Source organism: Curtobacterium sp. MCPF17_051 (genome assembly GCF_003234595.1).
Lineage (GTDB): Bacteria > Actinomycetota > Actinomycetes > Actinomycetales > Microbacteriaceae > Curtobacterium > Curtobacterium flaccumfaciens.
Genome location: NZ_QKSE01000001.1, coordinates 133,209 through 156,266, shown reverse-complemented (window position 1 = coordinate 156,266; position 23,058 = coordinate 133,209). Strand labels below are relative to the sequence as shown.

The 23,058-nt window shown below is 70.8% G+C and carries 21 protein-coding genes; 11 read left to right on the top strand and 10 right to left on the bottom strand.

Annotated features, from left to right (window positions below; all coding sequences use genetic code 11):
- Window positions 1-121 precede the first annotated feature (121 nt).
- Complete coding sequence (locus tag DEJ35_RS00795; RefSeq protein ID WP_181435460.1) at window positions 122-1,150, bottom strand: GNAT family N-acetyltransferase; 1,029 nt, start codon at window positions 1,148-1,150, stop codon at window positions 122-124.
- An 85-nt stretch (window positions 1,151-1,235) separates the two neighbouring features.
- On the opposite strand from DEJ35_RS00795, the gene DEJ35_RS00790 reads away from it, so the two are divergent.
- On the top strand, window positions 1,236-1,631 hold the full coding sequence (locus tag DEJ35_RS00790; protein WP_017885546.1) for a VOC family protein: 396 nt from the start codon (window positions 1,236-1,238) through the stop codon (window positions 1,629-1,631).
- 129 nt (window positions 1,632-1,760) lie between these two features.
- Here the strand turns inward: DEJ35_RS00790 and rpoC are convergent, their stop codons facing one another.
- The 6 genes from rpoC to DEJ35_RS00755 all read right to left on the bottom strand — a co-directional run bounded on the left by rpoC (window position 1,761) and on the right by DEJ35_RS00755 (window position 12,998).
- On the bottom strand, window positions 1,761-5,642 hold the full coding sequence (gene rpoC, locus DEJ35_RS00785; RefSeq protein WP_111191875.1) for a DNA-directed RNA polymerase subunit beta': 3,882 nt from the start codon (window positions 5,640-5,642) through the stop codon (window positions 1,761-1,763).
- A 44-nt stretch (window positions 5,643-5,686) separates the two neighbouring features.
- A complete protein-coding gene (gene rpoB, locus DEJ35_RS00780; protein WP_110859483.1) occupies window positions 5,687-9,175 on the bottom strand; it encodes a DNA-directed RNA polymerase subunit beta in 3,489 nt (1,162 codons plus the stop codon).
- Between the two features lie 451 nt (window positions 9,176-9,626).
- The gene (locus tag DEJ35_RS00775; protein WP_111090909.1) at window positions 9,627-10,262 is read right to left on the bottom strand and encodes a hypothetical protein; all 636 of its coding nucleotides are present in this window, start codon (window positions 10,260-10,262) and stop codon (window positions 9,627-9,629) included.
- Between the two features lie 332 nt (window positions 10,263-10,594).
- Window positions 10,595-11,254, bottom strand: a complete 660-nt coding sequence (locus DEJ35_RS00765; RefSeq protein WP_111090908.1) for a response regulator transcription factor — start codon at window positions 11,252-11,254, stop codon at window positions 10,595-10,597.
- Window positions 11,251-12,465: a sensor histidine kinase gene (locus tag DEJ35_RS00760; RefSeq protein WP_110859480.1), complete on the bottom strand. Its 1,215-nt coding sequence runs from the start codon at window positions 12,463-12,465 to the stop codon at window positions 11,251-11,253. Before DEJ35_RS00760 ends, DEJ35_RS00765 begins: the two co-directional genes overlap by 4 nt.
- Entirely contained in the window at window positions 12,462-12,998 is a 537-nt protein-coding gene (locus tag DEJ35_RS00755; protein WP_110859479.1) for a hypothetical protein, read from the bottom strand. The genes DEJ35_RS00760 and DEJ35_RS00755 overlap by 4 nt, the downstream gene beginning before the upstream one ends.
- A gap of 130 nt (window positions 12,999-13,128) precedes the next feature.
- On the opposite strand from DEJ35_RS00755, the gene DEJ35_RS00750 reads away from it, so the two are divergent.
- The 6 genes from DEJ35_RS00750 (at window position 13,129) to DEJ35_RS00725 (ending at window position 18,683) form a co-directional block, all read left to right on the top strand.
- Entirely contained in the window at window positions 13,129-13,971 is an 843-nt protein-coding gene (locus DEJ35_RS00750) for a spermidine synthase (protein ID WP_110859478.1), read from the top strand.
- Window positions 13,972-14,080: 109 nt separating this feature from the next.
- Window positions 14,081-14,812 carry a DUF308 domain-containing protein gene (locus tag DEJ35_RS00745; protein ID WP_146244722.1) on the top strand — a complete coding sequence of 244 codons (732 nt, stop codon included), beginning with the start codon at window positions 14,081-14,083 and terminating at the stop codon, window positions 14,810-14,812.
- A gap of 140 nt (window positions 14,813-14,952) precedes the next feature.
- Window positions 14,953-15,783, top strand: a complete 831-nt coding sequence (locus DEJ35_RS00740) for a hypothetical protein (protein WP_110859476.1) — start codon at window positions 14,953-14,955, stop codon at window positions 15,781-15,783.
- Window positions 15,780-16,271, top strand: coding sequence for a SprT-like domain-containing protein (locus DEJ35_RS00735; protein ID WP_110859475.1), 492 nt, complete (start codon window positions 15,780-15,782; stop codon window positions 16,269-16,271). Before DEJ35_RS00740 ends, DEJ35_RS00735 begins: the two co-directional genes overlap by 4 nt.
- Before the next feature lie 47 nt (window positions 16,272-16,318).
- Window positions 16,319-17,014, top strand: coding sequence for a CGNR zinc finger domain-containing protein (locus DEJ35_RS00730; RefSeq protein ID WP_110859474.1), 696 nt, complete (start codon window positions 16,319-16,321; stop codon window positions 17,012-17,014).
- Between the two features lie 409 nt (window positions 17,015-17,423).
- Window positions 17,424-18,683: an Nramp family divalent metal transporter gene (locus DEJ35_RS00725; RefSeq protein WP_111191874.1), complete on the top strand. Its 1,260-nt coding sequence runs from the start codon at window positions 17,424-17,426 to the stop codon at window positions 18,681-18,683.
- Window positions 18,684-18,711: 28 nt separating this feature from the next.
- On the opposite strand, the gene DEJ35_RS00720 is transcribed toward DEJ35_RS00725, so the two are convergent.
- Together DEJ35_RS00720 and DEJ35_RS00715 are read right to left on the bottom strand one after the other, a co-directional pair.
- Window positions 18,712-19,014, bottom strand: coding sequence for a DUF427 domain-containing protein (locus tag DEJ35_RS00720; protein ID WP_110859472.1), 303 nt, complete (start codon window positions 19,012-19,014; stop codon window positions 18,712-18,714).
- A gap of 42 nt (window positions 19,015-19,056) precedes the next feature.
- Window positions 19,057-19,662, bottom strand: coding sequence for a hypothetical protein (locus DEJ35_RS00715; RefSeq protein ID WP_258378390.1), 606 nt, complete (start codon window positions 19,660-19,662; stop codon window positions 19,057-19,059).
- Between the two features lie 91 nt (window positions 19,663-19,753).
- On the opposite strand from DEJ35_RS00715, the gene DEJ35_RS00710 reads away from it, so the two are divergent.
- The 4 genes from DEJ35_RS00710 (at window position 19,754) to DEJ35_RS00695 (ending at window position 22,055) form a co-directional block, all read left to right on the top strand.
- On the top strand, window positions 19,754-20,392 hold the full coding sequence (locus DEJ35_RS00710; protein ID WP_027466757.1) for a GNAT family N-acetyltransferase: 639 nt from the start codon (window positions 19,754-19,756) through the stop codon (window positions 20,390-20,392).
- Window positions 20,393-20,497: 105 nt separating this feature from the next.
- Window positions 20,498-20,980 carry a hypothetical protein gene (locus DEJ35_RS00705; RefSeq protein ID WP_110859471.1) on the top strand — a complete coding sequence of 161 codons (483 nt, stop codon included), beginning with the start codon at window positions 20,498-20,500 and terminating at the stop codon, window positions 20,978-20,980.
- A 132-nt stretch (window positions 20,981-21,112) separates the two neighbouring features.
- Window positions 21,113-21,685, top strand: a complete 573-nt coding sequence (locus DEJ35_RS00700; RefSeq protein WP_111191902.1) for a DUF1684 domain-containing protein — start codon at window positions 21,113-21,115, stop codon at window positions 21,683-21,685.
- 10 nt (window positions 21,686-21,695) lie between these two features.
- Entirely contained in the window at window positions 21,696-22,055 is a 360-nt protein-coding gene (locus DEJ35_RS00695; protein WP_111191901.1) for a GntR family transcriptional regulator, read from the top strand.
- Window positions 22,056-22,193: 138 nt separating this feature from the next.
- Here DEJ35_RS00695 and DEJ35_RS00690 read toward each other — a convergent pair whose 3' ends face one another.
- Window positions 22,194-23,027: an endo alpha-1,4 polygalactosaminidase gene (locus DEJ35_RS00690; RefSeq protein WP_111191873.1), complete on the bottom strand. Its 834-nt coding sequence runs from the start codon at window positions 23,025-23,027 to the stop codon at window positions 22,194-22,196.
- Between the last annotated feature and the right edge of the window lie 31 nt (window positions 23,028-23,058).

The window sequence follows — 23,058 nt, the reverse complement described above, 5'->3', positions numbered from 1 at the left end:
CAGGGATGTGGCGCCCGACCACGCTACTTCTGGCGCCCTCGCCGACCGCAGTCCCAGAAAGAGGGGGCGGAGGGGGTCTGGCTGCACCCAGAACTGGGGTCCACGACCCGTTCGGCCCCGGTCAGAGGGACAACGCGGCCGTGACGTGGACCTCGCCCCGGGCGAATCCGAGGCGCTCGTAGATCCGGGCCGCGCCGCTCGGGTTCTCGGTGTCGACGTCCAGCACCGCAGCCGACAGCCCGTCCGCTCGCATCGCCGCGAGTGCAGCGCCGAGCACGAGCGGCGCCAAGCCGCGACCACGCGCCGAACGGACGACCCCCACCCAGTGCACGGAGCCGAACGCCCGTCCGCGTGCGGCGAACCCGTCCGGATCGACCTCGACGACGGCGAACGCGAGCACGTTGCCCAGGGGATCGACCACGAGTCGGGACAGGTCGAGCCGACTCTTCGGCGCGGTGAGGAAGCCCCGCCAGTCGGACGCGACCATCGGCTGCGAGCCCCAGTGGTCGCGGAAGGCGTCGTTCTTGGCGGCTCGCATCGGCTCGATGTCGTCCGGGGCCGCTCGACGGAGGACCAGATCATCAGGGAACGCGGGTATCGGGAGGTCGTCGACGGCATGGTCGGCGAAGACGAGCTCCATCTCGACCCAGTGCCGGACCGGCCGGAACCCGAGCCGCTCGGCGAGGGCGAGGACGGGAGCACCGGAGCGGCCTCCGACGTCGAGGGTCGCGGGAAGGTCGATGTCGAGCGCGGCGAGCCGTTGCCGCGCTCGACCGACCTGCCAGGCGAGGAGCCGGCGCCCGACGCCACGGCTCCGGTACCGGGGGTGGACGGCACCGCCGAGCACCGCCCGTGCCGCGGTGACCCGCGAAGGGACGTCGATGACGATGCCGTAGGCCTGCACACGTCCATCAGCATCGACGCCGACGACCGTGTCCTGATCGACGATGAGGCCTTCGGTGGACAACGAGCGGTCGAGGTCCGCTGTGGAGGGACGGGCACGAGGATCGTCGAGTGCGGCGGCAGCGACTGCGACCGCGTGCATGCCCACCAGGTCGTCACGCGACCCCGGGCGGAAGACGATGCCGCTCACGGGTGACGGCAGCTCGAGCTGGGTCGGGGCGGGGATCCGTTCGCGCAGCGTTGCCATCACCCCACCCTGCCATGCGGGTCGGACAGCGCGGCACCGCGGAATCCCTCTCGACGCACACCCCCACCCGGGCACATGATGAGTCATGGACATCACGAGCGTGACCGTGGGGTTGCCCGTCACCGACATCGAGGCGTCCTGCCTCTGGTACGGCGCGGTCTTCGAGCGCACCGAGCCGGATCTCGAGCCCGAGGACGGCGTCGCCGAGTACGAGGTCGGCGGCATCTGGATCCAGCTCTACGTCGACGAACAGGCCGAGGAGAACCCGGTCAGCGTCCGCTTCGGCGTCGACGACGTCGCCGCGCAGCACGCACGCATCGGCGCGCTCGGCATCGACATCGGCCCCGTCGAGTGCGTCGACGGGGCGGTCGACTGGTTCGACGTCCGCGACCCCGACGGCAACGTGCTGAGCCTGTTCTCGCTGGTCGACGAGACCGGTCGCGGTTCCGGCCGCGACAACGGCGCGGGCCGCGCGCTCTAGCCGCGACCCCACGGCGGACGGGAGGCCCGTGGCGGCCCCGCACCGCGCCTCCAGGCCGTCACCTGGTGACGACACGACGAAGGCCCCGCCTCCTTGCGGGGACGGGGCCTTCATGGGATCACATCAGGCTCAGTTGTACGTGCCCGGCGTGAAGTCGTCCGACGAGAAGCTGTCGAAGTCGACGAAGCTCAGGTCGGCGTCCGAGAACGACGAGTCGTCGGCGAAGATGCGGTTGGGGTACCGCTCCGCCTTCGCCTCTTCGGTCGCGTTCACGTCCACGTCACGGTACCGGCTGAGGCCCGTCCCGGCGGGGATGAGCTTACCGATGATGACGTTCTCCTTGAGGCCGACGAGGTGGTCCTGCTTGCCCTCCATGGCCGCCTGCGTGAGCACGCGGGTGGTCTCCTGGAAGGAAGCGGCGGACAGCCACGACTCGGTCGCGAGGGACGCCTTCGTGATGCCCATGACCTCCTGGCGAGCCGAGGCGGTCTTGCGACCCTCCTGCAGCGCCGCACGGTTCAGCGCGTTGTAGCGCGACCGGTCGACGAGCTCACCCGGCAGCAGGTCGGTGTCGCCATGGTCGACGACGGTGACCTTGCGGAGCATCTGGCGGACGATGACCTCGATGTGCTTGTCGTGGATCGGCACACCCTGCGAGCCGTAGACGTCCTGCACACCGTTGACCAGGTGCTTCTGGACCTCTCGGACACCCTTGACCCGGAGGACTTCCTTCGGGTCGACGGTGCCGGCGATGAACTGCTCGCCGAGCTCGACGTGCTGGTTGTCCTCGATGAGGAGCGTCGCACGCTTGAGCACCGGGTAGATGAACGGCTCGTCGCCGTTGTCCGGCGTGAGGATGATCCGACGACCCTTGTCCGTGTCCTCGACCACGACGCGGCCGGGGGCCTCGGCGATCGGGGACGCGCCCTTGGGGGTACGCGCCTCGAAGAGCTCCGTGACACGCGGCAGACCCTGGGTGATGTCGTCGGCCGAGGCCGAACCACCCGTGTGGAAGGTACGCATCGTCAGCTGGGTACCGGGCTCACCGATGGACTGGGCGGCGATGATGCCGACCGCCTCGCCGATGTCGACGAGGTTGCCCGTGGCGAGCGAACGGCCGTAGCACTTCGCGCAGACACCGACGGCGGACTCGCAGGTCAGGACCGAGCGCACCTTGATGCTCTCGACACCGGCCGCGAGCAGCTTGTCGATCAGCACGTCACCGACGTCCTCACCGGCCTCTGCCACGACCGTGCCCTGTGCGTCCACGGCCTCGGTGGCCAGGGTGCGGGAGTACACGGTGTTCTCGACGCGCGGGTCGCGGACGAGCTTGCCGTCGGCGTCCACGGTCGCGATCGGCAGCTCGAGGCCACGCGTCGTGCCGCAGTCGTCCTCGCGGATGATGACGTCCTGCGACACGTCCACGAGACGACGGGTGAGGTACCCGGAGTCCGCGGTACGGAGCGCGGTGTCGGCAAGACCCTTACGAGCACCGTGGGTGGCGATGAAGTACTCCGCCACGGTCAGGCCCTCGCGGTACGAGTTGATGATCGGGCGGGCGATGATCTCGCCCTTCGGGTTGTTCACCAGACCACGCATACCGGCGATGTTGCGGACCTGGAGCCAGTTACCACGAGCACCGGACGACACCATGCGGTTGATGGTGTTGTCGACCGGGAAGTTGTCGCGCATCTCCTGCGCGATCTCGTTCGTGGCCTCGGTCCAGATCTTGATCAGGTCGGCACGACGCTCGGAGTCGGTGATCAGACCCTTGTCGAACTCGCCCTGCACCTTGGCGGCCTGGACCTCGTAGCCCGCGATGATCTCCTTCTTGCGAGGAGGCGTCACGACGTCCGACAGGGCGACGGTCACACCGGAGCGGGTGCCCCAGTAGAAGCCGGCGTCCTTGATCCGGTCCAGCGCAGCGGCCGTCTCGGTCTTGGAGTAGCGCTCGGCGAGGTCGTTGACGATCGCGGAGAGCACGCCCTTGTCCGTGACCTTCTGGACGAACGGGTAGTTCGCCGGCAGGGTCTCGTTGAAGAGCGCACGGCCCAGGGTCGTCTCGAGCAGCACGGTGTCGCCCTGCTCGTAGCCCTCGGGTGCTTCACCCTCGGCGAAGTGGACACCCGTCATGCGGATCTTCACCATCGCGTTGAGGTGCAGCGTGTGCTGGTCGTTCGCCAGGATCGCCTCGGCCACCGACGAGAACGCACGGCCCTCGCCCACGGCGCCCTCGCGGACGGTCGTGAGGTGGTGCAGACCGATGATCATGTCCTGTGCGGGCAGGGTCACCGGGCGGCCGTCGGACGGCTTCAGGATGTTGTTCGAGGCGAGCATCAGGATGCGGGCCTCGGCCTGGGCCTCGACCGACAGCGGCAGGTGCACGGCCATCTGGTCGCCGTCGAAGTCCGCGTTGAACGCAGCACACACGAGCGGGTGGAGCTGGATGGCCTTGCCCTCGACGAGCTGCGGCTCGAACGCCTGGATGCCCAGACGGTGCAGCGTCGGCGCACGGTTCAGCAGGACGGGGCGCTCGCGGATGATCTCCTCGAGCACGTCCCACACCTGCGGACGCGAACGCTCGACCATGCGCTTGGCCGACTTGATGTTCTGCGCGTGCGACAGGTCGATGAGGCGCTTGATGACGAACGGCTTGAAGAGCTCCAGCGCCATCTGCTTGGGCAGACCGCACTGGTGCAGCTTCAGCTGCGGGCCGACGATGATGACCGAACGGCCCGAGTAGTCGACACGCTTGCCGAGCAGGTTCTGGCGGAAACGACCCTGCTTGCCCTTGAGCATGTCGCTCAGGGACTTCAGCGCGCGGTTGCCGGTACCCGTGACCGGACGTCCACGACGACCGTTGTCGAACAGCGCGTCGACCGCTTCCTGCAGCATGCGCTTCTCGTTGTTCACGATGATCTCGGGGGCACCGAGGTCGAGCAGGCGGCGGAGACGGTTGTTGCGGTTGATCACACGACGGTAGAGGTCGTTGAGGTCCGACGTGGCGAAACGGCCACCGTCGAGCTGCACCATCGGGCGCAGCTCCGGCGGGATGACCGGCACGACGCCGAGCACCATCGCGGCCGGCGAGTTGCCGGTGGCGAGGAAGGAGCTGACGACGCGCAGACGCTTGATCGCGCGGATCTTCTTCTGGCCCTTGCCCTCGGCGATCTGCAGACGCAGTGCCTCGGCCTCGGCGGCCAGGTCGAACGCCTCGAGCCGGAGCTTGATCGCCTCGGCGCCCATGTAGGCGTCGAAGTAGATCCCGAACCGGTCCTGGAGCTCGTGGAAGACGGCGTCCTCGGGCTTGAGGTCGCCCACCTTGAGGTTGCGGAAGTCCTCCCACACACGCTCGAGACGGGTGATGTCCTCGTCGAACGACTTGCGGACCTGGGACATCTCCTTCTCGGCGGTGTCCTTGGTGCGGCGCTTGACGTCGGCCTTCGCACCCTCTTCCTCAAGGGCTGCGAGGTCGTCCTCGAGCTTCTTGAGGCGGTCGGCGATGATCGAGTCGCGCTGGCCCTCGAGGGTCTTGATCTCGAGACGCATCTCGTTCTCGAGACCCGGCATGTCCGCGTGACGGCCCTCTTCATCGATGTCGATGATCATGTACGCCGCGAAGTAGATGACCTTCTCGAGGTCCTTCGGCGCCATGTCGAGGAGGTACCCGAGGCGCGACGGGACGCCCTTGAAGTACCAGATGTGCGTGACGGGGGCAGCGAGCTCGATGTGGCCCATGCGCTCACGACGGACCGAGGACTTGGTGACCTCGACGCCGCAGCGCTCGCAGACGATGCCCTTGAACCGGACACGCTTGTACTTGCCGCAGGCGCACTCCCAGTCGCGGGAAGGACCGAAGATCTGCTCGCCGAACAGACCGTCCTTCTCGGGCTTCAGGGTGCGGTAGTTGATGGTCTCCGGCTTCTTGACCTCGCCGTACGACCACTGACGGATGTCCTCGGCGGTCGCGAGGCCGATCCGAATGGCGTCAAAGGAAGTTGCTTCGAGCAATGTTCTTCTCTCTTGCTGATTCAGGCTTCGATGTACGGGCGGGATCAGATGTCGTCGACAGAGGACGACTCGAACCGCGAGGAGATGTTGATGCCCAGCTCCTCCGCAGCGCGGAAGACCTCGTCATCGTTGTCGCGCAGGCTGACCGCCTGGCCGTCGGCCGAGAGGACCTCGACGTTCAGGCAGAGCGACTGCATCTCCTTCATGAGGACCTTGAAGGACTCGGGGATGCCGGGTTCCTGGATGTTCTCGCCCTTGACGATCGCCTCGTAGACCTTCACGCGGCCGAGGATGTCGTCGGACTTGATCGTCAGGAGCTCCTGGAGGGCGTAGGCGGCGCCGTACGCTTCGAGCGCCCACACCTCCATCTCACCGAATCGCTGTCCACCGAACTGCGCCTTACCACCCAGCGGCTGCTGCGTGATCATCGAGTACGGACCGGTCGAACGCGCGTGGATCTTGTCGTCGACCAGGTGGTGCAGCTTGAGGATGTACATGTAGCCGACCGAGACGGGCTCCGGGAACGGCTCGCCGGAGCGGCCGTCGAAGAGCTGCGCCTTGCCGGACGAGCCGATCAGGCGCTCGCCATCGCGGTTCGGGAGGGTCGAGTCGAGGAGGCCCTCGATCTCACGCTCGTACGCACCGTCGAACACCGGGGTGGCGACCTTGGTGCCGGGCTCGGCGCTGTGCGCTGCCTCCGGCAGGTTCTCGGCCCAGTCCTGGATGCCCTCGACGTTCCAGCCCTGCTTGGCGAGCCACCCGAGGTGGATCTCGAGCACCTGGCCGAAGTTCATGCGGCCGGGGACGCCGAGCGGGTTGAGGACGATGTCGACGGGGGTGCCGTCGGCGAGGAACGGCATGTCCTCGACCGGGAGGATGGTCGAGATGACGCCCTTGTTGCCGTGACGACCGGCGAGCTTGTCACCCGCGGTGATCTTGCGCTTCTGGGCGATGTAGACGACCACGCGCTGGTTGACGCCCGAGCCGAGCTCGTCGTCGCCGTCCTGCGCGTCGAACACCTTGACGCCGATGATCGTGCCCTCTTCACCGTGGGGCACCTTGAGCGAGGTGTCGCGGACTTCGCGCGACTTCTCGTTGAAGATGGCACGGAGCAGACGCTCCTCGGCACTCAGCTCGGTCTCGCCCTTCGGCGTGACCTTGCCGACGAGGATGTCGCCGGGGCGGACCTCGGCACCGATGCGGATGATGCCACGCTCGTCGAGGTCGGCCAGCAGGTCCGGGCTGACGTTGGGGAGGTCACGGGTGATCTCCTCCTTGCCGAGCTTGGTGTCGCGGGCGTCGACCTCGTACTCCTCGATGTGGATCGAGGAGAGCGTGTCGTCCTTGATGAGGTTCTGCGACAGGATCATCGCGTCCTCGTAGTTGTAGCCCTCCCACGGCATGAACGCGACGAGGAGGTTCTTGCCGAGCGCGAGCTCGCCGTTCTCCGTCGCGGGACCGTCGGCGATGACCTCGCCCTGCTCCACGCGCTCGCCTGCGGAGACGATGACGCGGTGGTTGTAGCTCGTGCCCTGGTTGGAGCGGTCGAACTTGCGCAGGTAGTAGGTCTGCGTGCCGCCCTCGTCGAGCTGCAGGGTGACGGCGTCGGCCGAGACCTCGGAGACGACACCGGCCTTGTCGGCGGTGACGACGTCGCCGGCGTCGATGGCCGTGTAGCCCTCCATGCCGGTGCCGACGAGCGGCGACTCGGAACGGAGCAGCGGGACGGCCTGACGCTGCATGTTCGCACCCATGAGGGCGCGGTTCGCGTCGTCGTGCTCGAGGAACGGGATGAGCGACGTCGCGACCGACACCATCTGGCGCGGGGAGACGTCCATGTAGTCGACCTCGTCCTTGGCGACGAGTTCGACCTCGCCACCCTTCTTGCGGACGAGCACCTTGTCGTCGGCGAAGTGGAAGTCGTTCGTCAGCGGGGCGTTGGCCTGCGCGACGACGAAGTCGTCCTCTTCCGAAGCGGTGAGGTAGTCGATGGTCTTCGTGACCTCGCCGTTGACGACGCGACGGTACGGGGTCTCGATGAAGCCGAAGGAGTTGATCCGACCGAACGACGCGAGCGAACCGATCAGGCCGATGTTCGGGCCTTCCGGGGTCTCGATCGGGCACATGCGGCCGTAGTGCGACGGGTGGACGTCACGGACCTCGACGCCGGCACGTTCACGGGACAGACCACCCGGGCCGAGGGCCGAGAGACGACGCTTGTGCGTCAGGCCCGCGAGCGGGTTGTTCTGGTCCATGAACTGCGACAGCTGGGACGTTCCGAAGAACTCCTTGATCGCGGCGACGACCGGACGCACGTTGATGAGCGTCTGGGGCGTGATCGCCTCGATGTCCTGCGTGGTCATGCGCTCGCGGACGACGCGCTCCATGCGGGACAGACCCGTGCGGACCTGGTTCTGGATGAGCTCGCCGACGGCGCGGATGCGACGGTTGCCGAAGTGGTCGATGTCGTCCACGTCGAGGCGCAGCTGCACCGGCTCGCCGTCACGGACGCCGTCGATCGTGGTGCGCTCAGCGTGCAGCGACACCAGGTACTTGATCGTCGCGACGATGTCCTTGACGGTGAGCACCGAGTCGGACAGCGGGGCGTCCATGCCGAGCTTGCGGTTGACCTTGTAGCGGCCGACCTTCGCCAGGTCGTAGCGCTTCGGGTTGAAGTAGAAGTTGTCGAGGAGCGCACGCGCGGCCTCGGCAGCGACCTGCTCGCCCGGACGGAGCTTGCGGTAGATGTCCTTGAGCGCCTCTTCCTTCGTGAGGACGGCGTCCTTCTCGAGGGTCGACTCGATCGACGCGAAGCCCTGGAACTCGTCCATGATCTCCTCGCTCGTCAGGCCGAGGGCCTTGAGGAAGACGGTCACGGACTGCTTGCGCTTGCGGTCGATGCGCACGCCCACCTGGTCGCGCTTGTCGATCTCGAACTCGAGCCAGGCACCACGCGACGGGATGATCCGCGCCGAGTAGATGTCCTTGTCGGAGGTCTTCTCCTGCTGGCGCTCGAAGTACACGCCGGGCGAACGGACGAGCTGCGACACGACGACGCGCTCGGTGCCGTTGATGATGAACGTGCCGCGTTCGGTCATGAGCGGGAAGTCGCCCATGAAGACCGTCTGCGTCTTGATCTCACCCGTCATGTGGTTCATGAACTCGGCGTTGACGTACAACGGAGCGGCGTAGGTCTTGCCGCGCTCCTTGCAGTCGTCAATCGAGTACTTCGGGTCTTCGAGCTCCGGCGCGGTGAACGAGAGCTGCATGGTCTCGCCGAGGTCCTCGATCGGGGAGATCTCCTCGAAGATCTCCTCGAGCCCCGAGTGCAGCGCGAGGTCGGTACGACCCTGCTCCTGCCCTTCGGCGAGGCGGGCCTTCCAGACGTCGTTGCCGACGAGCCAGTCGAAGCTCTCCGTCTGGAGTGCGAGCAGATCAGGAACCGTGAGGGTGTCCGTGATCTTGGCGAACGAGAGTCGCGAGTGGTTGCGACCGTTCTTGGGGTTGGTGGATGCGTTGGGCGCAGCAGCCAAGGGTGTGACCTCCGGTAGGCCCCGTCGGGCCGACACTGACGAGCAGTGTGTAGGTGAGTGGATTGATCGCTCGGCGAACCCTGAGATGCAAGCCCTGCGACCACGCCGACGCGTGCCTGACGCGGAACGTCGGTGCACGTGTGGGATGATCTCCGTGAGCGGTACCCGCCGCCATATACGGGTCCGGCTGCACCAGGGCGAGATGAGTCTGTACATCTCAGAACTCGGTGGTTCTGAAGACTCTGCGTCGACCGCAATATGACGACACGGATGCCAGGGAGCGCGAACTGTCATCATAGTTCGCTCCGTGGCGCGCTGTCCAGTCCCGGCTTGACCGGATTCGGCAGTGGCGTGTATAAGCCGCCACACGCCGCTTCCATTCCCAGCTCAGCCGGGTCCCTGCTCAGCCGGGTCCCTGCTCAGCCGGGTTCCTGCTCAGCCGGGTCCCTGCTCAGCCCAGACGCTCGCGCTCGACGCGATCCGCGCCTCCCGGGCCGCCCGGCAGTCCGGCCAGCGCACGGAACGCGTCCTCCGGGCGACGCGTGCGGACGAACGTGACCCGGCCTCGGTCGTCCGTGAGCTCGATCCCGAGCCCCGGGGTGAGGATGAGCGCACGCACGCCGCGACGGATCCGCAGGCCGACGCCACCGTAGGTGGCCGCGTCCGCCTCGACCAGGCGGACGTCGGTGATCCGCCGGCGCGGGATGCGCCGCGGCGGGAGCGGACGGAAGTGCAGGGTCACGTGCCGCTCGGTGACGGTGAACCCGGCACGGGCGAGCAGGAGCAGCGACCCGAGGGCGACGGCGAGCAGGGCCGGCACCAGCAGGGCGACCTCCGGCGCGTCCCCCGGCCAGCCGAGCACGGCGGCGGACAGGCCGGCGCCGCCGACGAGCAGCGCCGTGCCGACGACCCGCATCCAGGTGGGTGCCGTCTCGCGGTCGGCGTGGAACGGCAAGGAGGAACGGGACGGCCGGGAAGCGCGGGACGGCCGGGAGGCCCGGATCACCCGGGTCGGTCGGGTGCCGGCCCGGCGGGCGTCCGGGGTGGTGGAACGAGCGGTGGGCACGCTCATGGTGTCGGCGGTCATGACGGAGGTCTCCTGCGGCGGATCAGCAGTGGTGCACTCGTCATCGGGTGCGGTGCGTTCGACGGCCAGCGCGCGCGGGTGGCCGGAGGGGTGACGCGCAGCAGCACGCCGACGACGCGCACGCTCGAGCGGTGGGGGCGCTCACGGGCACGTCGTGGTCACGGTGTCCGGGCGGACGCGTGGTGTGTGGGGCACACACGCATCGACGCTCTGGCGTCGTGACGACAGGCGCCAACGGTACGCAACGAGTCTTGGTGTCCGCTGGTTGTCCATGTGTACGCATTCACGTGTCCGCAGTGCGTCACCCGGGAACGACGGTGTGCTGCTGACGGTCAGCGCAGGACGCGGGCGACGGCCTCGGCGCGGGTCCGGACCCCGAGCTTCGCGAACACCTGGTTCACGTACGACTTCACGGTCGGCACCGTCAGGAACAGCTCGGCGGCGATCTGGGGGTTCGTCCGGCCGTCCGCGATGCGCTCGAGGACGTCCACTTCGCGCGGGGTGAGGTCCGGGAACCGGGCACCGAGCGACGGACCGGCATCGTGGAACGCAGGCGCAGCGGCAGCGGCACCAGCGGCGAGGCGCGCCACCAGCCGCGCCCCCACGGTCGCGTCGAAGGTCGACTGCCCGGCGGCCACCGCGCGCACCGCGGTCGCGATCTCCGCCCGCCCGGCGTCCTTCGTCAGGTAGCCGCGTGCTCCCGCCCGCAGCGCGGTGACGATGGAGTCGTCGTCGGCGTAGGTCGTCAGCACCAGGACCGCCACCCCGGGGTGCTCGGCGACGATCCGCTCGGTGGCGGTCGGCCCGTCGACCCCCGGCATCCGCAGGTCCATCAGGACGACGTCGGGTACGTGCCGGTCGACGGCGGCGATCGCCTCGGCACCGTCCGTCGCCTGCCCGACGACCTGCAGGTCGGGCACGAGTGACAGCACCGTGACCAGGCCGTCGCGGACGATGGCCTGGTCGTCGACCACGAGCACCCGGATCGTCATGAGCGGTCGTCCTCGGCGACGACCGCAGCGTCCGCGGTCTCCGCATCGACCGAACCGTCGACGGGCAGGTGCATGGCGACGACGAACTCGTCGTCGGAACGCTCGGCCTCCACCGTGGCCTCGCTGCCGAGTTCCGCGAACCGCTCGCGCATCCCGAGCACCCCCTGTCCACCGCTCGGCAGCGGGTTGGCCACGACGACGTCCACGGCCTCGCCGTCCCGGATCACGGACAGGGACACGGGGCGGCCGGGAGCGTGCCTGCGGGCGTTGCTGAGGGCCTCCCGGACGACCTGGACCACGGCGGCCCGGTGGTCGTCATCGAGGACCGCCAGGGTCGCGTCGCCCTGCACGACGACCTCGCCGCCGAACGAGCGGTGCGCGTCGAGCAGGGCCGTCAGGCCCGACGCGTGGTCGGCGGACGGACTGGAGGCACGGGTCCGCTCCGGCTGGTCGGGCTGCGGTTGGTCACGGAGCGCGTGCACCGCACGCCGCGCCTCGGCCAGGCCGTCCGCGGCCAGCGCGCGGGCCTCGCCGGCTCGGCGGGTGGCCTCGTCGACGCGGCCGGCCTCGAGCAGGGCCTCGACCGCGTCGAGCTGCAGCACCAGGCCGCCGAGCGAGTGGGCGAGGACGTCGTGGATGTCCCGGGACGCCCGCGACCGGTCGGCGAGGAGCCGTGCGCGCTGCTGCTGCCGCTCGGTCTCGCGAGCCTGCGCCGTCGTGATCCGGACCTGCCGACGACCGAAGCCGACGAGCACGCCGAGCAGCAGCCCGCCGCTCACCCCGAGGACGAACTGCACCGACGTCTGCTCGAGCGTCGCGGTGACGGCGACCACCACGACGGCGGCGAGCGCGGCGACCGCAGCCGTCCAGACCGGCAGGCGGAGGTCGGCGGCGAGGACGACGAGCCCGACGATCACCGGGACGACCAGGAGCGAGTCGGTCGGCACCACGGTGCAGGATCCGGCGGCGATCATCACGCCGGCTGCGGCGACGAGCACACGGGGCGTGCGTGCCCCTTCGCGGACGGCCCAGGCGGCGAGCGCCACGGCCCCGAGGACCCAGACCCACGCGGGGTGGTGGAGCAGGAGGCCGTTCCGCACGAACCAGAAGGCGACCACGGCGATCCCGACGGCGTTGAGCCCCCAGGAGACGACCGAGCGGGACCGGACCCCGGCGGGATCGGTCCGGTCCGGGTCGGTCGGCAGGCTCACCGCACCATCATGCCGCGGCCGGCGCCCTGGCGACGGTCGCCGCCGGTGTCCGCGCCTCCCCGGGGGATGCGCTGGTCGACGACCAGGGCGCGGGCGGCGCGGTTCAGGGCGAGCACGAGCAGGACCGTGCCGGTCGAGGTGAGCAAGTGCGCACCGAGGTGGCCGCCGAGCACGTCGAGCCCGATGCGGGCGGCGATGAGGACGATCCAGAGGCCGGCGCCGAGCCAGCCCGTGCGGGACTGCAGGGTGCGCCCCTCGTCGTCCGGCGTCGTGACGGTGCGGAACCGGGTCATGGCCCCCATCGCGAGGCCGACGCCGACGGTGAGCAGGGCCTCGAGGCCGAGGAACACGACGTCGGTGGTGGTGACGGTCGTCGTGGTCTGTGCGAGGACGACCGCGCCGACGACCGCCATGACGAGGGGGCCCCGCCAGATCCGCGCCGGGTCGAGGGACCGCCAGGTCGCCTGTCGGTACGCCAGGAAGCCGACGAGGGCGAGGCCGATGAGCACGTTCGCGAGGAGTTGGACCGACATGGTGTGCCTTTCGAGGTGGTCCGGCGGCGTTCCGCGACCGGTGAGATCAGCCTCGTTCCGGGCGCTCCGCTGGCACACCAACCACGGGTGGGGGCGCGGGTGGTGATCGCGGTGGTGTTCCATTGACGGCATGGCTGATGCGTTCGACGGGTTCCGGATCGGTGCGGGGTACTCGGTGGTGGAGCCGGACCGGCACCGACCGGGGTCCTTCACCCTGGTGGTGGACGGCACACCGCAGTCGCACGTGGACCTCGAGGACCCGACGCACCTGGCGTTCGAGTACATCCGGCGGATCGGGCACGCGATCGACCTGCTGCCGGACGGCCCGATCACGGCACTGCACCTGGGCGCCGGCGCCCTCACCCTGCCCCGGTACGTCGCGGTGACCCGCCCGGGTTCGCGGCAGCAGGTGATCGAGCTCGAGCGCGACCTGGTCGAGCACGTGCGCGAGGCCCTGCCGTTCCCCCGCGGCGCGTCGATCCGGGTGCGGTACGGCGACGCCCGGGAGGTCCTCGGCAAGCTGCCCGCCGGACTTCGCGGCACCGTGGACCTGGCGGTGGTGGACGTCTTCGGCGGTTCGCAGATCCCCGCCCACGTGACGAGCGTCGAGTTCTACCGCGAGGTCGCCGCGTTCCTGTCGCCGACGGGCATCGTCGCGGTGAACGTGGCCGACGGCGCCGGGTTGGCCTTCGCCCGCGGGCAGGCGTCGACGCTGCAGTCGGTGCTGCCGTCGGTCGCCGCGGTCGCGGACACCGGCATGCTCAAGGGCCGGCGGTTCGGCAACATCGTGCTGCTCGGGTCGCCGACCGACCTGCCGGCGGCGGACATGCCCAGGCGGTACTCGTCCGACCCGATGCCGGCCAAGGTCGTGCACGGTGCGGAGCTCCGGTCGTTCATCGCCGGGGCGCCGATCGTCACCGACCAGACGGCGGTCGCGTCGCCCGAGCCGAACCGGAGCGTGTTCGGGGGCTGACGCCCGCCCGAGGGCGTCGCCGGGGACGGACTTCGGGCACTCGGCGGGTCCGGCTGTCAGGATGGTCTGAACGACCGCGCAGGTGCGCGACCGAGCGATGGGAACCCTGATGACGAACGACGACCGGAACGACCAGGACCGGACGGGCGACGGCCAGGCGCCGCGCTGGGGCGACGCCCCGCAGCAGCAGCCCGACGCCGGTGCCCCGCGGTACGGCGAGCGGGTGGACCCGGCGCCGACCTCGACCCCGCAGTACGGCGAGCAGTACGGGCAGGGCCAGCAGCAGTACGGCCAGCAGCAGTACGGCCAGCCGTCGAGCACGCCGAGCTGGAACGACCAGCAGCGCCACGACCAGGGCCAGCACCACGACCAGCAGCCGTACGCCGCCGCGCCCGCGCACTCCGGTGCCCCGGCCTGGCAGAGCCACGACGAGCCGAAGCCCAAGAAGAAGACCCTCGGTGTGGTGGCGTTCGTCCTCGGACTCGCCGCGCTCGTCATCGGGGTCATCGGCGGGTACGTGATGGGATCGGCGCTCGCCAACAGCGACGCGATCAACAACCTCGTGCCGAGCAGTGGTGCCACCCCTGACCAGCAGGAGCTGCAGCGTCAGCTCATGAACGACCCGGCCGTCATCTCGCAGATCGGTGTCGGTGCGGTGATCGCCGGCGTCGCAGCGATCCTCGGGCTCTGGGCGCTCGTGCAGGGCATCATCGCCGCGGTGACCAAGCGTGGTCGCGGCTGGGGCATCTTCGCGATCATCCTGGCCGTCGTCGCCACGATCGCGACGCTCGTCACCTACGTCGGCGTGGCCGCTGCCGCCGCGGTGGGCGCCAACTCCTGATCGACCACTCCGAACGGCCCGTCGCGCTCCGGCACGGCGGGCCGTTCGTCGTCCCGGGGGCAGGCGCGGACGGCGGCACCCGCGCAACCTGAGCGCGTCGCACCGACCGCTCCCGGGAGACCGCGGCTACCCTCGAACCGATGTCCCTCCCGCCCGACGACCGCCAGCAGCCCGACCCGTCCGACCGTTCCCGTGAACCGCGCCACGCGGCTCCCGTGACGGCCGGAGTCAGCCCGGGCAGCACCTTCGCGCCCATCAGCCTGCGACCCGCGGTCGACGTCGACGCCGTGCACCAGCGGCTCCGTGACCTCGGCCAGAGCCGCAGCACCGACGCCCTCGCCGAACGGGCCGAGCTCCTCCGCCTGCTCGGTCGTCTGGACGAGTCGCTCGTCATCGCCGAAGAGGTGTTCCGCCTGGCGATGTTCACCGGGGAGCGCCAGGACAAGGTCGCTGCGCGGATCCGCCGTGCGCACGTCCTGCACGACCTCGGGCGGCACGACCGCGCCGCCGCCGAGGCCGCCATGGCCCGCGACACCGCCGCGACCGAAGAGTGGCCGGAACTCGAGGGCGCCGCGGCCGAGATCGAGGGCTGGTCGCTGTTCGAGAACGACCGCTTCGACGAGGCCCGCGCCGCACTCTCGCGGGCGTACCAGGCCTTCCGGCAGGCGGGGGCGCCGTCCGAGCGCACCGACGCCTTGCGCACCGCGGTCGAGGCCGCCATGCGGGCATCGATCACGAACCCGGCGGAACCGTCCGACCGGCCCCGGACGGCCCGCGAAGTCGCCGCCCGCCGCGCCGAGGACGACGAACCCACCACCCGTGTCGCCGAGCCGGTGAAGCAGGTCCCGCCGATCCGCCGCCGCGTGCTCGGTGCACCCGACGCCGCCCGGACCGAGGCCGACGACATCTGGGGCCGGATCGCGGCCCGGGCAGCGAAGAAGGGCCAGGCCGACCCGCGCGCCGAGCAGTGACGGCGCTCGAGACCGTCCGTGTCCGCGCGGAGGCGCTCATCGCCGAACACCTCGGCGCCGGGACCTGGGCGTTCGGGTTCGACCACGCCAAGACCCGCGCCGGCCAGTGCGACTTCGCGCGGAAGCGGATCACGGTGAGCCGCCACCTGGCCACCCGGTTCTCCGACGACGACGTCGAACAGGTCCTGCTGCACGAGGTCGCGCACGCACTCGCCGGCGCCCGGGCGGCACACGGACCGAAGTGGAAGCGCACCGCCGCGTCGATCGGGTACACCGGCTCCCGGCTGCACGACGGGCCGATCGCCAGCGAGCTCGCCCCCTGGATCGGCACCTGCCCCGCGGGGCACGAGCACTTCCGGTACCGCACGCCCACCCGTCCCCTGGCCTGCGCCCGCTGTTCCCGGCGGTTCGATGCCCGGAACGTCATCACGTGGCGGCGCCGGACCGCGGACGACGACGCGGCCACGATGGCGTCGACTACCGCATGAGGGGCCCGACGCACGGAGGCGCGCCGGTAACCCGTTAGCCTGGGCGGATGCACACGGGGCAGCACATCCGCACGGACGCCGGTTCCTCCTGGTTCTTCGACGCCGGACGGATCGCTCTCGACTTCGCGCACACGGGTGGCTTCGCCGACGACCCCGCCGGACGCCGACCGCGGTCGCAGCTCGGGGAACTGCTCGCGAGTCCGGCCGACCTGGACGAGTGGCTCAGCGAGCACACCGAGCCGATCGACGTCGGTGCCAGTGCCCGCGAGCTGCAGGACGCCCGTGCCCTGCGTGCCGCGATCGCCCGGCTCGCCGTGGCCGCCGCCCCCGCGCCGGCGAGCACCGCCGCGGAACGCACCGCCGTGGCGGCGGGCCTGCGTGCCGGAGCCGGCCGCACGCGCCCCGCGCCCGACGACATCGACACCGTCAACCTGTTCGCCGCCCTGCCGGACGTGCCCCCGAGCCTCCCGGGTGGCCGACGCCGCGCCGGAGCGAACCGGGTCCGCCTGGCGCAGGCCCTGTCGAGCGTCGCGCGCGACGCCGTCGCGCTCTTCACCGAGGTCGGCTTCGACGACGTCGAGGCCGACGGCCGGCCGACGCGGCTGAGCCGGTGCTCGGCCGAGGACTGCGGCCTCGTGTTCTACGACTCGTCGCGCGGTGGGACCCGGCGCTGGTGCTCGATGCAGCGGTGCGGCAACCGGGCGAAGGTCCGGGCGCACCGCGCCCGCCGCGCCGCGGAGTGAGCACGACCTGAGCACTGGGCGACCACGTCCGTCGCGTGATCCGGACGGTGTGGGGTCCGGGGGCGGTCGCGACACCCCGCTCACCTTCGCCGAGCGGTCACCAACCGTCGCCCGACGGCGTCGCAACCGTCAGGTTGCGACCATCCGACGCGTAGCAAGCGACGAGTCGCGACCAGCCACCGGCCGGGAGGCGCGTGGTGGCGCCGCCACGGGCCTCCTGTCCGCCTTCCGCGAGCGGTCACGACACCCCGCCCACTTCGGCCGAGCGGTCGCCGACCGTCTGCTGGCGGCGTCCCAGCCGACAGGTCGTGACCACCCGACGCACGCACGCACGAGCGGCGACCGGCCAGGACCACGACATGTCGAATAAAAAGATTCGGTCGGCCGAATCCTCTGGCAGGATCGTTGCATGACCGACACTGCCAGCCCCCGGCTCGACGAGCGCCCATCCGGTGCCCCGCGTCGTCGTGCAGCCGGGCTCACCCTGCTCGGACCGGCCTTCGTCGCGGCCATCGCGTACGTCGACCCGGGCAACGTCGCCGCCAACCTGACGGCCGGCGCCGAGTACGGGTACCTGCTGCTCTGGGTGCTCGTGGCCGCGAACGCCAGCGCCGTGGTGGTGCAGTACCTGTCCGCCAAGCTCGGGGTGGTGACGGGCAAGTCGCTGCCCGAACACCTCGGCCTGCGGATGCGGCGCACCCCGCGCCTGCTGTTCTGGGGCCAGGCCGAGATCGTCGCCGCCGCGACCGACATCGCCGAGGTCATCGGCGGCGCGCTCGCGCTCTACCTGCTCTTCGACCTGCCGCTCGTGGTCGGCGGGATCATCACCGGGATCGTCTCGATGCTCCTGCTGACCCTGCACAGCCGCCGGGGCACGCGCCTGTTCGAGACCGTGGTGACGGCGATGCTCGCGATCCTGACGGTGGGCTTCTGCGCCGGGCTGCTGTTCGCCCGGGTCACACCGGCCGACCTTGTCGCCGGGCTCGTGCCGCGGTTCGAGGGCGCCGGGTCGGTGCTGCTCGCCGCCTCGATGCTCGGCGCGACCGTGATGCCGCACGCGGTGTACCTGCACTCGGCGCTCGCCCGGGACCGCCACGGGGACGTGCCCGCCGGGCCGGAGCGTCGCCGGGTGCTCGTCGCGACCCGGTGGGACGTCGGGCTCGCGCTGATCGTCGCGGGCGGGGTGAACATCGCGATGCTCGTCCTCGCCGCGGCCACCCTGCCGGGCGTCGAGGGCACCGACTCCATCCCGGGTGCGCAGCGCGCCATCGCCGAGAACGTCGGCCCGGTCGTCGGGGTGCTCTTCGCCGTGGGCCTGCTCGCGTCCGGCCTGGCCTCGACCTCGGTGGGCTGCATGGCCGGCGCGGAGATCATGAAGGGCCTGTTGCACGTGCGGATCCCGCTCGTGGCCCGGCGCGCGATCACCCTGGTGCCCGCGATCGTGCTGCTCGCGCTGAACGCCGACGCGACGATGCTGCTCGTCGTCAGTCAGGTGGTGCTGAGCTTCGGGATCGCCTTCGCGATCGTCCCCCTGGTGGTCTACACGTCGCGACGGAGCGTGATGGGGACCGACGTGAACGCCGCGACCACCCGCGTGGTGGCGTGGGTGATCGCGGCGGTCATCGTGGCGCTCAACGTCGCACTGGTCGTGCTCACCCTGACCGGCTGAGGCGCAGCCGGTCAGGGACGGGCGGTCGTCAGTCGACGACCTGGACGTCCTTCCAGAACGCGACGTAGCCCGAGTAGTCCTTGCCGACGCGGTCGAACGACGACGGGATCGGCGTCGGGTACGACCACGCGCGGTCCTGCAGCGCCTGTCCGTCGACGTTCACCGTGAAGTACTGGGTGTCGCCCTTCCACGGGCAGTGGTACTGGGTGGGGCTCTCGGTGAAGAGCTCGGTCTTCACGCTCGACGGCGGGAAGTACCAGTTGCCCTCGATCTTGATGAGGTCCTCTTCGGGGGCCTCCGCGATCACCGTGTCGCCGACGACTGCCTTCATGGCGTTGCTCCTTCGCTCGCTGGTTCCGTGACGGGGCGAACGCTACGCGCGCTCCCCCGATTCCCGCAGGACGGTCAGGTCGGCGCCCGCGTCGAGCGCCGCGTGCACCTCGTCACGGCTCAGGACGGCGGCTCCCTCGGAGGCGCTGACCAGGTGCCGCACTGCGCGGCGCAGCCCCGTGTACGCCGCGCAGGCCGCGGCGGCCTCGGGTGAGGTGTGATCGATGCCGACCTCGGCGAGCGCGTCGACGACGGCTCCGGCGGCGAGCAGGTCCTCGACGGCGAAGTCGGGTGCGTCGGCGACGTCGACGGACTCACCCGCCGCCTCGGCCGCGTCGTCGAGGGCTGCGGTGTGGTGCAGCCCGGCGGCCACGATCGCGACGACGCACCGGTCACCGCGTGCGGCCTGGAGGCCCGTCACCCGTTCCGCGACCACCGCCGCGTTGCCGAGGTGGCCGAGCACGACCTCCGGACCCTGCGGCAGCTGGGCGGTCACGTTCCGCAGCGCGCGCCGCTGTGCTGCGGCGTCGGAGGTCGCCGGCAGGGCGTCGACCCAGACGAGCAAGTGGGCGCCGTGGGCGATCCGCGCCGCACCTCCGGGACCCCACGCGAACCGGACCTGGTACTTCTCCTGGGTGCGTTCTGCCACGTCCGTCACGATAGCCGCCCGGGCGATGCTGTCCCTCTCCACAGGGTCGGCGTCCGACCGGGTTCCGCCAGGGTCGGCGACCCTAGGATGCATGGTCATGGAGATCGCCCCCGTGCCCACCCTGACCGGCGACCGTGTGACGCTCGAGCCCCTCGGGCAGGAGCACGCGGAAGACCTGCGGGCGGCGGTCGCGGACGGCGATCTGTGGCGCACCTGGTACACCTCGGTGCCCGCCCCTGCACAGGTCGAGGCCGAGATCGACCGGCGGCTCGCCGAGCACGAGGCCGGCCGCATGGTGCCCTTCGCCGTGCGGGACCGCCCGACCGGCCGGGTGGTGGGTGCGACGACCTTCATGAACATCGACTCGGGCAACCGCCGTGTCGAGATCGGCAGCACCTTCCTGGCCAGGTCCGCGCAGCGTTCGGGGATCAACACCGAGTCGAAGCTGCTCATGCTGTCGCACGCGTTCGAGGCGTGGCAGTGCATCGCGGTCGAGTTCCGCACGCACTGGCACAACCTGCAGTCCCGGGCGGCCATCGCGGGCCTCGGCGCCAAGCAGGACGGTGTGCTCCGGAACCACGCGATCGGCCGCGACGGCACCCTGCGCGACACCGTGGTGTTCTCGGTGATCGCGTCGGAGTGGCCGGCGGTCCGCCTCTCGCTGGCCGAGCGGCTCCGGCGGCACGACCGCGCCGAGGGGTCCCGCCGTCGGTCGGCCCGGCACGCCTGAGTCGTCTCGCCTGCGTCGTCTCGCCTGCGTCGTCTCGCCTGACCGGGCGCCGTCGCTCACCGGGCCACGGCGCACCGTCCAGCCCGCGGGCGTAGCGTCACCGCCATGCACGTCGGCCTCCGGATCGTCCTCGATGCACCGGTCGACGCCGTGCGCGATGCCCTGCTGTCCCCGTCCGTGATGGTGGCGGTGACGAAGCCGTTCCTGGCGTACCGCTCGCGCGACCCCCGGGGGTTCCCCGAGCGCTGGGAGCCCGGGCACCCGCACCCGATCACCGCGGACGCCTTCGGGCTGGTGCCGAGCGGCGACACGCACGTCGACCTCGACCTGTACGAGGTACAGGGGGTCCCCGTGCAGCGCGACAACGGCGGCGGCACGTCCGGGTTGTTCGGGCGGATGACGATGTCACACCGGATGGCCGTCGTCCCCGCACCGGGAGGCCGCACCCTGCTGCTCGACCGCCTGACCTACCGGATGCGACCGGCCGTCCTCGGGCTCGCCCTGTGGCCCGGCATGTGGGTCATCTGGCAGTGGCGGGCGTTCCGGATGCGCGCCCTCGCGCCCACCTGGCGGACCGACGGCGAGTGACGTGACGCGGGTCGGGCCTCCCGTCCACCGCGGAGCGGGCGTAGCCTCGACCACGTGAGCCAGACGCGCCCCCAGGAGCCGACGACCGACGACCGCGTGCGCAGCACGCTGGCGACGACGGATTGGCGGCGGATGACGTTCGACCTGTACCGCCGCGTCCGCGCCACCCCGGACCCCCAGACGGCGCACGCGCTCTGGCGCGAGACCCGGGACGCGATGTTCGCGGAGCACCCGGCATCGCCGCTGCTCGACGAGGACGCCCGCGACTTCGAGTCCCTGCCGGTGCCGGACTACGACCCCGCGTGGCGGTTCCAGGTGCGCATCGAGGCCACGGAGCCCGCCGAGTTCGACTTCGAGACCGGCACCGACGGCATCGTCCACTTCGACCGGCTCGGCCTCGTGCGGGTCCCCGGGGTCGGCACGCTCGACGTCTGGAAGCACGGCGGCTACGCGGGCGGGGTGTTCGTCCCGGTCAAGGACGCCAGCGCCGGCAAGGCCCGCGGCACCTACGGCGGCGGACGCTACCTGCTCGACACCATCAAGGGCTCGGACCTGGGCGGCGACGACCTCGGGTCGCTCGTGCTCGACTTCAACTTCGCCTACAACCCGTCGTGCGCGTACGACCCGGCGTGGGCGTGCCCGCTCGCGCCTCCGGGCAACACCGTGCCGGTCCCGATCCCCGTCGGCGAGCAGTACGACTTCTAGGGTGGAACGCATGACAGGACTCGTCGCCCTCGACGTCGGTGGCCGCGTGCCGCCGTTCGAGCAGGTCCGATCGCAGATCGCCGCGCAGATCACCGCCGGGTACCTGGTGGACGGCGAACGGCTGCCGAGCGTCCGAGGGCTGGCGGACGAGCTCGGGCTCGCCGCCGGCACCGTCGCGAAGGCCTACCAGCTGCTCGAGGAGGCCGGGCTCGTGCACACCGCACGGGGCGCCGGCACCCGTGTGGTGCGACCGGCGGAGGTACCGGACGCCGTGGCCGAGGCCGCTCGCGCCCTGGCCGCTGCGGCCCGCTCGGCGGGGCTGTCGGCCGACCAGGCGGCGACCGCGTTGCGGGAGGCCTGGCCGGCGTAGCGCTGGCGGGCGCGGCTGGCTGGCTGGCGCTTCCGGGCGTACCTGGTCGTTCCGGGCGTACCCGGTCGGAAGTTCTGACCCGGTACGCCCGATTCGACCAGGCATCGCAGGCGTTCTGGGAAGAACCGTTCCGAGCGCTCAGCAGTGCTCGTACACGTACGTGTCGTCCTCCGGGGTCACCAGGTCACGGTCACGCAGGATCGTCATGGCCGGACGGCTCCCCAGCCCGCAGACCGACGCCCACGAGCCCTCGAGGGTGTCCGAGTACTCGACGTCGATGACCCGTCCGCCGTAGGCCTTCGTGTACGCGGCGCACTCCCGGTACTGCACGCACTCCTCGGCGAGGACGAAGTCGAACCCGGTCTGCTTCCTACCGGACGCCCCGAGCTGCGGGGTGTTCTTCTGCCCGACGGCCAGGCCGTGCCGGTGCCCCTCGGCGACGAGCGACTTCGCGAGCGCCAGGTTGCCGGCGCGGGTGAGCCGCTTGCCGCTCCGGGTCCACGAGTCGAGGTTGTCGAACTCCACCGCGTCGAACCCGCGGTCACCGCAGCGGGCGACGGTCTTCGCGAGCACCTTCGTGATCAGGGCACGCTTGGCCGCGGTCCGGGTGTCGAGGAGCATCTCGTCCGGCCACCCCGGGTCCGACACCGGTTTGCCCGCACGATCGCGGAGGATCGCCGACGGGTACGACTTCTTCCACGTGCTGGCGGCCTCGGGCTGCGTCTGGAACCCGTTGACGTAGCAGATGTTGTACTTGCCCTTCGCCGGGCGGTCGGTGCTGTCGCGCTCGACGATCGTCACGCCGGAGGGCGGGGTGTACCCGCCGCCGAGCTGGTAGTCCACGCGACCCGAGGTCGGCAGGTTGCGGTAGCTCCCGGCTGCGCTGGTCGTGGCGGCCTCGGCGCAGCCGGCGGTGCCGAGGACGGCCACCAGGGCCATCGCGGTGGTCAACAGGACGGATCGCGTGCGCACCCCGGAATCCTCGCACGCCACGGGCGAACGA